The sequence below is a fragment of the Streptacidiphilus monticola genome, from assembly GCF_042658505.1.
In the GTDB taxonomy this organism is placed as follows: domain Bacteria; phylum Actinomycetota; class Actinomycetes; order Streptomycetales; family Streptomycetaceae; genus Streptacidiphilus; species Streptacidiphilus monticola.
Genome location: NZ_JBHSQJ010000157.1, coordinates 1 through 9,258, shown reverse-complemented (window position 1 = coordinate 9,258; position 9,258 = coordinate 1). Strand labels below are relative to the sequence as shown.

Sequence of the window (9,258 nt, the reverse complement as noted above, 5' to 3'; positions counted from 1 at the left end):
ACGGCGGTGCCCCACCCGGAGGTCGCGGGCGGCGGTCAGCCGATGCGGAAGATCACCACGTCCTGGCCCTCGACCTCGCCGCCGCCGACGGCGCTGAGGCGGGCCTGCAGGGTCGTGATGACCTCCACCTCCTCCTCGGACAGCTCGGCGACGACCGCCTGCTGCTCAGCGGTCAGAAGGTCCACGGCGTTGCCTGCGGAAGCCAGCTTGGACAGTGCGTCGAAGGCCATTTCCCTCTCCTGCCTTGAATGTTGAGGTTTCCGAAGCGCTTCGTGGTCAACCGTAGGCGGCTCGGAGCGGCAAAAGCGGCAACGGGAGCGGCAGCATGCCGCTCCCGGAGGGGCAGAATCGACGGGCCTCGGACGCGGGTCAGGACCAGCGGCCGGTGCGGGCCAGGAGGACGGAGCCGGCGGCGACGCCGGCCGTGGAGGTGCGCAGCACGGAGGGGCCGAGCTTGTGGGCGGCGGCCCCGGCCTCGGCGAAGGCGGCCAGTTCCTCGGGGGCGACGCCGCCCTCGGGGCCGACGACGAGCACGATCCCGCCCTTGGCGGGCAGCTCGGCGGTGGCCAGCGGCAGCGCGCCCTCCTCGTGGAGCACGGCCGCGAGGTCCGCCTCGCGCAGCAGCGGCGCCAGCTGACGCGTCGTCATCAGGTCGGTCACGACGGGGAACCGCAGCCGCCGGGACTGCTTGCCCGCCTCGCGGGCGGTGGCCCGCCACTTGGCCAGCGCCTTCGCGCCGCGCTCGCCGCGCCACTGGGTGACGCAGCGCGCCGCCGCCCAGGGGACGATGCGGTCGATCCCGGCCTCGGTCATCAGCTCGACGGCCAGCTCGCCCCGGTCGCCCTTGGGCAGCGCCTGGACGACGGTGATCCGGACCTCGGGCTCGGGCTCGTCGAGGACCTCGCGCACCTCGACCTCCAGCACGTCCTTGCCCTGGACCGCGGCCACGACGCCCGCGACGCCGCGCCCCTGACCGTCCGTCAGGACGACGTCCTCACCGGGCTCCAGCCGCTTCACCGAGACGGCGTGCCGTCCCTCCGGGCCGTCCAGCCGGACGGTCCCGCCGACGGGCGCGAAGGCGCCCGGCTCCAGCACGAACACCGGTGCGGTCACGGTGGATCAGCCGCCAATCGTTCGAAGTCCTGGTGGTGCAGCGGCCGTCCGGCCCGGGAGGTCGGCCGTCCGGCCCGCGGTCAGCGGCCGTTGAAGGCGTCCTTGAGCCGTGAGAACAGCCCCTGCTGCCCGGGCGCGAACTGGCCGGAGGGGCGCTCCTCGCCGCGCAGCTTGGCGAGCCGGCGCAGCAGCTCCTCCTGCTCCGGGTCGAGCTTCTGCGGGGTCTGCACCTCGACGTGGACGATGAGGTCGCCGCGCCCGCCGCCGCGCAGGTGGGTGACGCCGCGCCCGTGCAGCGGGATGGACTGGCCGGACTGGGTGCCGGGGCGGATGTCGATCTCGGCCGCGCCGTCCAGCGTCTCCAGCGGCACCTTGGTGCCCAGTGCCGCCGCCGTCATCGGCAGGGTGACCGTGCAGTGCAGGTCGTCGCCGCGGCGCTGGAAGATCGGGTGGGCGTTCTCGGAGATCTCGACGTAGAGGTCGCCGGCCGGCCCGCCGCCGGGGCCGACCTCGCCCTCGCCCGCGAGCTGGATCCGGGTCCCGTTGTCCACACCCGCAGGGATCTTGACGGTGAGCGTCCGCCGCGCCCGCACCCGGCCGTCGCCGGCGCACTCGGGGCAGGGGTTGGGGACGACCGTGCCGAAGCCCTGGCACTGCGGGCACGGACGCGAGGTCATCACCTGGCCCAGGAAGGACCGGGTCACCTGGGAGACCTCACCGCGGCCGCGGCACATGTCGCAGGTCTGCGCGGAGGTGCCGGGGGCCGCGCCCTCGCCGTTGCAGGTGTTGCAGACGACGGCGGTGTCGACCTGGATCTCCTTGGTGGTGCCGAAGGCGGCCTCCTCCAGGTCCACGTCGATCCGGATCATGGCGTCCTGGCCGCGCCGGGTCCGCGAGCGCGGTCCGCGCTGGCCGGCCGCCGCGCCGAAGAAGGCGTCCATGATGTCGGAGAAGCCGAAGCCCGCACCGGCGCCGAAGCCGCCCGCACCGGCACCCGCGCCGCCTCCCGGCGACAGCGGGTCCCCGCCCAGGTCGTAGATCTGACGCTTGTTCGGATCGGAGAGCACCTCGTAGGCGGCGTTGATCTCCTTGAACCGCTCCTGCGTCTTCGGGTCCGGGTTGACGTCAGGGTGCAGTTCGCGCGCGAGGCGCCGGAACGCCTTCTTGATCTCGTCCTGACCCGCGTCGCGCCGGACGCCGAGTACCGCGTAGTAGTCCGTGGCCACCAAAATGCTCCGCTAGTTTCCGAACGTCAGGACGCTGAAAGGATCTGGCCGACGTAGCGCGCGACCGCACGCACCGCGCCCATGGTCCCGGCGTAGTCCATGCGCGTGGGTCCCACCACGCCCAGTTTGGCAAGTGTCTCGTCGCCCGAACCGTAGCCCACCGAGACGACGGACGTGGAATTCAGGCCCTCGTAGGCGTTCTCGTGGCCGATCCGGACCCGGATGCCGGAATCCGCCTGCTCACCCAGCAGACGCAGCAGCACCACCTGCTCCTCCAGCGCCTCCAGCACGGGGGCGATGGTGAAGGGGAAGTCGTGCGGGAACCGGGTCAGGTTGGCGGTGCCGCCGAGCACCACCCGCTCCTCGGTCTGCTCGACCAGGGCCTCGAACAGCGTGGCCAGGACGGTGCTGACCACGGGGCGTTCGGCGGCCTCGAAGGACTCGGGCAGGTTCTCCAGCAGCCGCGGCACCTCGGCGAAGCGCTGGCCGCCGGCGATCGCGTTCAGCCGGGTGCGCAGTTCCGCCAGCGTGGTCTCGCCGACCTGGACCGGGCACTCGATGATCCGCTGCTCCACCCGGCCGGTGTCGGTGATCAGCACCAGCATCACCCGGGTCGGGGTCAGCGCCACCAGCTCGACATGACGGACCGTCGAGCGGGTGAGCGAGGGGTACTGCACGACCGCCACCTGCCGGGTCAGCTGCGCGAGCAGCCGGACCGTGCGGGCGACCACGTCGTCGAGGTCCACGGCGTGGTCCAGGAAGCTCATGATGGCCCGGCGCTCGGCCGTGGACAGCGGCTTGACCTCGGTCAGCCGGTCCACGAAGAGCCGGTAGCCCTTGTCGGTGGGGACCCGCCCGGCGCTGGTGTGCGGCTGGTGGATGTACCCCTCCTCCTCCAGCACCGCCATGTCGTTGCGGACCGTGGCCGAGGAGACGCCCAGGTTGTGCCGTTCCACCAGGGCCTTGGAGCCGACCGGCTCCTCGGTGCCCACATAGTCCTGGACGATGGCCCGAAGCACCGCGAGCTTGCGGTCGTCGAGCTTGCGTTCTTCACGCACGCGCGCACACCTCCCGTCCTCCGCCCCTCGGCCCCACCTGGCACTCTTGAAGGGAGAGTGCCAGAAACAGTCAACGGTCAGTGTAAGCCGCAAGGGCCTGCGGGCGGAACGACCGGGGGCCGTCGTACGTACCACATACGGGGGCCGACGCGGCATGATGGCCGGGAAGAGCCAGGCCCCCAGGAGGGACGACATGTCCAGGACCCGCTTCGCCCCCGACCGCGGGCTGACCAGCCGCATGCTGCTGACCATGTTCCTGATCGGCCTGCTCTACGTGGTCTTCGTCGGTGCGCTGCTCGTCCTCTTCAAGGGCTACTGGCCGATCGTCGTGATCGTCGCGGGCGCCCTCTTCGTCGCGCAGTTCTGGTTCAGCGACAAGATCGCCGCCTTCAGCATGGGCGCCCACGAGGTCTCCGCCCAGGAGTACCCCGAACTGCACGGCACGATCGACCGGCTGTGCGCGCTGGCCGACATGCCCAAGCCCCGGGTCGCCGTCGCCCAGAGCGACGTGCCCAACGCCTTCGCGACCGGCCGCAACGAGAAGAACGCCGTGGTCTGCGTGACCACCGGGCTGCTTCGGCGGCTGGAGCCGGAGGAGCTGGAGGGCGTGCTCGCCCACGAGCTGTCCCACGTGGCCCACCGGGACGTGGCGGTCATGACCATCGCCGGCTTCCTCGGGGTGCTGGCCGGCGTGATCACCCGGGCCGGCCTGCAGTTCGGGATGTTCGGGGGCTTCGACCGGCGGGACAGCCGCGACGCCAACGGCTCTGACAACACGGCGGTCGCCGCCCTCGTGATCATCGGGGTCAGCGCCGCCGTCTACGCGATCAGCTTCCTGCTGACCCGGCTGCTCTCGCGCTACCGCGAGCTGTCCGCGGACCGCTCGGCCGCGCTGCTCACCGGCCGCCCCTCCGCCCTGGCCTCGGCGCTGACCAAGGTCAGCGGCCAGATGGCGGCCATCCCGACAGAGGACCTGCGCCGGGCGCAGCCCTTCAACGCCTTCTACTTCGCCCCCGCGATCTCGCCCCGCGAACTCGTCTCCAACGCCTTCTCCACGCACCCCTCGCTGGAGAAGCGGCTGGAGCAGCTGGGCCGGATCAGCAACGAACTCGGCCGCGCCTGAAAGGACCTGACCCACCGATGGGTTTCCTCGACGCCCTGCTCGGACGCAGCAAGCCGGTCAAGCCCGACCTGGACCAGCTGTTCGGCCTGCCCTCCGCCGCGATCACCCTGGAGGCCGCGACGGGCTTCCGGCCGACCGGCGTCGGCTCCGTCTGCTTCGCCCCCGTCGAGGGCGCGGCCTTCGCCGAGGTCCAGCAGGACATCCGGGCCCTCCTCGACGCGGACACGGCCACCGGCGACGCCCCCGTGGAGATCACCCCGCGCGACTCCTACGGCTACTCGTGGATCACCGCCCGCCAGTCCCCCGACGACTTCGTCTCCCTCGTCAACGACCTGCACGCGGTCAACTCCGGCCTGGAGTCCCAGGGCTGGGGCCCGCAACTGCTCTGCTCCCTGGCCAACTTCACGGACGAACGCGGTCGCCGGCTGGCGCTGGTCTACCTCTACAAGCGAGGCAGCTTCTACCCCTTCGCGCCGCTGCCCGGCGAGAAGCGGGACAACCCCCTGGAGATCCAGACCAAGGCCATGCTCGCCAACGACCTCCGCATCGAGCAGGACCTCACCCGCTGGTTCCCGGTCTGGGGCGCGCCCGGGTTGTGATCCCGGATGGTGCGTCCGGGCTCTGCGCCCCGGTGGTGAGTCCGGGTCATGGGCCCGGCACGGCGCGCGCCTCTGCCAGGATGGCCGCATGAGCCGGTACGACGCACTGGACCTGACCCCGCCGTGGAAGCGCGGCACGCCCGTGCCCGAGGTGCCCGCGGAGCGGGACCTGGTGGTGGAGGAGGCGGCAACCGGCTTCTGCGGCGCGGTGGTGCGCTGCGAGCGGACGGCGGAGGGGTTCACCGTCACGCTGGAGGACCGCCACGGCAGGCTGCGGGTCTTCCCGCTCGTGCCGCGCGGCTTCCTGGTGGACGGCAGGCCGGTGACCCTGGTCCGGCCGCGCGCCGCCGCCCCCGCGCCCGCGGGGCCGCGGCTGACCGCCTCCGGCTCCATCGCCGTCGAGGGCGCCAGGGCCCGCGTCGCTCTCCCCAGCCGCATCTACGTCGAGGGGCGCCACGACGCCGAGCTCGTGGAGCGCGTCTGGGGTGACGACCTGCGCGTCGAGGGCGTCGTCGTGGAGTACCTGGAGGGCGTGGACGACCTCCCCGCCATCGTCGCCGATTTCGGCCCCGAACCGGGCCGACGGCTGGGCGTGCTGGTGGACCACCTGGTCCCGGGCAGCAAGGAGTCCCGGATCGCCGAGCGGGTGACGGGGGATCACGTGCTGGTCGTGGGGCACCCGTTCATCGACATCTGGCAGGCCGTCAAGCCCGCGAGCGTCGGCATCCCCGCCTGGCCGGACGTCCCCCGAGGCGAGGACTGGAAGCTCGGCACCTGCCGCCGCCTCGGCTGGCCCGACGACACCGCGGCCGCCTGGAAGCGCGTCCTCGCCTCCGTCCGCTCCTACCGCGACCTCGACCCGGCCCTGCTGGGCCGGGTCGAGGAGCTGATCGACTTCGTCACTCAGGCGAGCGGTTCGACGCGGTCATAGCCGAACCCAGGCACTGCTACAGGTTCGGGTAGGCCGGGAAGGAGCAGCTGGGCACCGAGCCGCTGCCGGGGACGGCGGTGACGGTGACGCCCGTGCCGCTGGGCCTGAGATTGGAGTCGTACGTCCTGATCTGCGCGTAGGAGGAGGTGTTCGCCGTGGTGTCGACGGCCACGTCGGCCAGCGTCAGACCCAGCGGATAGCGGGAACTGAGTCCTGCGAAGGTGGACCTGGCACTGGAGGTGGAGGCCGTGGAGCGGAACCCGTCCACCACGATCCCGGTGAAGTACGGCGTGTAGGAGCCGGTGCCGCCGGAGTAGTGGGTGTCGAACACCATCGGGGCCTTGACCAGGGTGACGCAGGTGTCCAGGTAGCTGACGTCGCTGACCTTCCCGCCGTTGCCGGGGGAGGACTTGATGCGGATGCCGACGCTGCTGACGCTCGCGTTGCCGAGCGCGTCGGTGCCGGTGACGGTGTTGTCCCGGACCAGGACGTTGCTGACGCCGCTGTTGGTCTCCGACCCGATGGAGATGCCGTGGGTGCCGTAGAAGTGGCTGTTCTCCACGGTGATGTTCCTGCTCGCCGCGCCGCCGCCCTTGATCGCCACGCCGTCGTCGCCGGTCATGATGTAGGAGTCGTTGATGGTGACGTTCGTCGCCCCGGCCGGGTCGATGCCGTCGGTGTTGCGGGCGGTGGCCGGGGTCCTGATCCGGACGCCCCAGGCGGTGAAGCCGGTCCCGCCGTTGTAGACGACGTGGAAGTTGGGCGAGTTGAGCAGGTCCACGTGGTAGAGCGTGAAGTTGTCGGAGCTGTTGGCCTGGATCAGCCGCGGGTTGTTCTGGTTCTTGTTCTGCTGCTGCGCCTGGGTGGCCAGCCCCCACCAGGTGGTGCTGGTGCCGAGGATGGTCTGGTCGCCGCGGCCGTCGATGCGCCCCTGGCTGCCGCTGGCCGCCCGGACCGCCTCGATGCCGGCGTTGGCGCCGGAGACGGTGAGGAAGGCGGTGCAGCCGCCCTTGCCGGAGGAGAGCGTGCCGCACCTGGGCTTGCCGCTGACCTGGTAGTCGGCCGGGTTGCGGGAGGCGTACAGGGTGACGCCGGAGTCCAGCAGCAGCACCTCGCCCTTGTGCACGGTCAGCGGTCCGCTGAGGAAGGCGGCGCCGGAGCCGGACGCGGCCAGCTTCACCGCGACCGTCGAACTGCCGCTCTGCGTGCAGGAGTCGAGCGCCCTCTGGATCCGGGCGGTGTCCGGCGGGGTGGTCTCGTTCGCGCTGGAGGAGGTCCGGCCGCTCCAGGCCAGCTTCGAGCTGACGGTGGCGCAGACGGTGGCCGGCGCCTTGGGCTCGGTGACGGTGCGGGCGTCCCCCGTGGCGGTCGCGAACGCGCTGCCCCCGGCGGTGGCGGCGGCCGGCGTGCTCGCCTGCGCGGTCGCGCCGGCCGTTGCGGCCGCGGTACTGCCGCTGGTGCCGAACGGGGCCCAACCGTCGGTCCCGGCCAGGTATTTGGCGACGGTGTAGTCGGCGGCCCGGGCCGTCGTCAGCTGCGGACTGTTTGCGTTCACAGCGGCGCCCGCGCCGGTGTCGGCGTAGGAGTCGAACCGGGCCGACTTCCAGCTGAACCCGCCCATGTCCGTCCACGGCGAGGCCTTCTTGACCGCCGCCGGGAGCGCGGTGTCGCGGAACACCACCTGCGCGACCGCCGTGCTGCTGGGGTGCCAGGGACGGCCCAGGTAGTAGGTGTTCGCCGCGGCGGTGCTGCTGACCGTGCTGTCGGCGATCAGGAAGCCGTACTTCTTCGAGGCGTCGGTGTTCGCGGCCGTGATGAAGCCGTTCAGCCCGCCCGCCGCCGCGCCGTCGTCGATGGCCTGGATGTTGGCGTGGTCGAAGACGGCGGTGGCGTTGCCGAAGATGAAGTCGGTGTCACCCTTCACGAACACGCTGCGGAAGTACTGCCGGGTCTGCGCGGTGGCCGACGGCGACCAGGCCAGCAGGGTGTCCTGGTGCCCGATGAAGCGGTCGTTGTCGTAGACCTGCCGGTCGCCCTGCGCGTTCAGCGCGACCGCCTGCCCGGCGGTGATCTCCGGATGTGCCTTCTTGGAGAAGGAGTTGGTGATGGTGAGGTTCCTCACCGTCATGCCGGCGGCGGAGAAGGTGGCGGTCGCGCTGCCCGCTGTGCCGTAGGTGCCGCCGCCGGGCTTGGCGGTGCCGCCGGCGTTCCCGTAGGTGATGACGACGTCCTCGGCGTTGCCGGTGGCGCCGACCAGGCTCAGGCCGGTCTTGCTGCGGGGCACGTCGACCACCTCGTGGTAGGTGCCCTTGGCGATGCTGATGGTGTCGCCCGCGGCGGCGGCGTTCACGGCCGCCTGCACGGTCCGGTACTGGCCGCTGCCGTCCGCAGCGACGGTCAGCGTCCTGGCGGCGGACGGGGTGCCGGTGCTGGCGCCGGCGAAGAGCGGCAGGGCGGCGGCTACGCCGCCGACGACGGCGAGCGCGCCGGCTGCGGCCAGGACGCGCCTGAGGGTTCGGGAACGGCGGTGCTGGCGCCGTGAGTGTGGGGACACCGGGTCGATCCTTCGACGGTCGGCGGTGGCGCGCTCTGCCCGAGCGCGCCCTGACGACTGTCAGTGGTCCGGTTCCGGCGAAAGGTTGCTCGCAAGTCGCAGGTTTTTTCCGGGAGTTCCAGCCGCCTCAGGAGTGCGGGTAGAAATCCCCTGACACCCGGACAGCTTGGCCGTGCCCCACCGCCGTCGCCTCGTAGCGGTCCCCGCCCGCGTCCCGGCCGCCGGAGGCGTGGTCGTACTGCCCCGCGAACTCGTAGCTGCCCGGAGCCAGCGTCACGCCGGGCTTCAGCGTCCAGGTGTAGACGAGGGCGTCGGCCTGCTGCTCCACCCTGACGTCGAGGTCCGCCGCGGGGACGCTGCTCCATGCCCCGGTGTTCGCCACCCCGGGGGTCAGCGAGATCCGCAGCGTCACCGTCACCGCGGTGACGGTGTACCGGCTCTTCAGCGTCACGTCGCTCTGCGCCCAGGCGTCCTTGCTGGCCGGGTCGACCGACCCGTCCGACCACAGGAAGCCCTGCGCCGGCTGGTCCGCCCGGGACGCGCTCGCCGAGGCCGTCGCGCCGCCGGTCGGGCCGGCGCCCGGCGGCGTCGTCGCCGCACCCGTCGGCGATCCGCTCGGCCGCGCGCTCCGGTGCCCGCCCGCGCTGGGCCTCG

Annotated in this window: 8 protein-coding genes and 1 pseudogene; 3 read left to right on the top strand and 6 right to left on the bottom strand. The window is 72.1% G+C overall.

The window, feature by feature from the left end:
- Positions 1–35: 35 nt before the first annotated feature.
- The 4 genes from ACFP3V_RS29660 to hrcA all read right to left on the bottom strand — a co-directional run bounded on the left by ACFP3V_RS29660 (position 36) and on the right by hrcA (position 3,397).
- A complete protein-coding gene (locus tag ACFP3V_RS29660) occupies positions 36–230 on the bottom strand; it encodes an aroma-sacti cluster domain-containing protein (RefSeq protein ID WP_380590167.1) in 195 nt (64 codons plus the stop codon).
- 139 nt (positions 231–369) lie between these two features.
- A complete protein-coding gene (locus ACFP3V_RS29655; protein WP_380590164.1) occupies positions 370–1,113 on the bottom strand; it encodes a 16S rRNA (uracil(1498)-N(3))-methyltransferase in 744 nt (247 codons plus the stop codon).
- Between the two features lie 80 nt (positions 1,114–1,193).
- Positions 1,194–2,339, bottom strand: coding sequence for a molecular chaperone DnaJ (gene dnaJ, locus ACFP3V_RS29650; protein WP_380590161.1), 1,146 nt, complete (start codon positions 2,337–2,339; stop codon positions 1,194–1,196).
- Between the two features lie 26 nt (positions 2,340–2,365).
- Complete coding sequence (hrcA, locus tag ACFP3V_RS29645; protein WP_380590158.1) at positions 2,366–3,397, bottom strand: heat-inducible transcriptional repressor HrcA; 1,032 nt, start codon at positions 3,395–3,397, stop codon at positions 2,366–2,368.
- A gap of 193 nt (positions 3,398–3,590) precedes the next feature.
- Between hrcA and htpX the strand changes: the two genes are divergently transcribed.
- The 3 genes from htpX (at position 3,591) to ACFP3V_RS29630 (ending at position 6,050) form a co-directional block, all read left to right on the top strand.
- Positions 3,591–4,520, top strand: coding sequence for a zinc metalloprotease HtpX (gene htpX / locus ACFP3V_RS29640; protein ID WP_380590155.1), 930 nt, complete (start codon positions 3,591–3,593; stop codon positions 4,518–4,520).
- 17 nt (positions 4,521–4,537) lie between these two features.
- The gene (gene pspAB, locus ACFP3V_RS29635; RefSeq protein ID WP_380590153.1) at positions 4,538–5,119 is read left to right on the top strand and encodes a PspA-associated protein PspAB; all 582 of its coding nucleotides are present in this window, start codon (positions 4,538–4,540) and stop codon (positions 5,117–5,119) included.
- 88 nt (positions 5,120–5,207) lie between these two features.
- The gene (locus ACFP3V_RS29630) at positions 5,208–6,050 is read left to right on the top strand and encodes a DUF3097 domain-containing protein (RefSeq protein ID WP_380590150.1); all 843 of its coding nucleotides are present in this window, start codon (positions 5,208–5,210) and stop codon (positions 6,048–6,050) included.
- Between the two features lie 16 nt (positions 6,051–6,066).
- Here the strand turns inward: ACFP3V_RS29630 and ACFP3V_RS29625 are convergent, their stop codons facing one another.
- Positions 6,067–8,604 carry a pectinesterase family protein gene (locus tag ACFP3V_RS29625; protein ID WP_380590147.1) on the bottom strand — a complete coding sequence of 846 codons (2,538 nt, stop codon included), beginning with the start codon at positions 8,602–8,604 and terminating at the stop codon, positions 6,067–6,069.
- Positions 8,605–8,731: 127 nt separating this feature from the next.
- Positions 8,732–9,258, bottom strand: a pseudogene (locus ACFP3V_RS29620) (hypothetical protein); the annotation flags it as partial.

Bases quoted from the DNA above. Each gene is read 5' to 3' on its own strand.
- pspAB (WP_380590153.1), top strand. From the start codon at position 4,538: ATGGGTTTCCTCGACGCCCTGCTCGGACGCAGCAAGCCGGTCAAGCCC.
- ACFP3V_RS29660 (WP_380590167.1), bottom strand. From the start codon at position 230: ATGGCCTTCGACGCACTGTCCAAGCTGGCTTCCGCAGGCAACGCCGTG.
- ACFP3V_RS29630 (WP_380590150.1), top strand. From the start codon at position 5,208: ATGAGCCGGTACGACGCACTGGACCTGACCCCGCCGTGGAAGCGCGGC.
- htpX (WP_380590155.1), top strand. From the start codon at position 3,591: ATGTCCAGGACCCGCTTCGCCCCCGACCGCGGGCTGACCAGCCGCATG.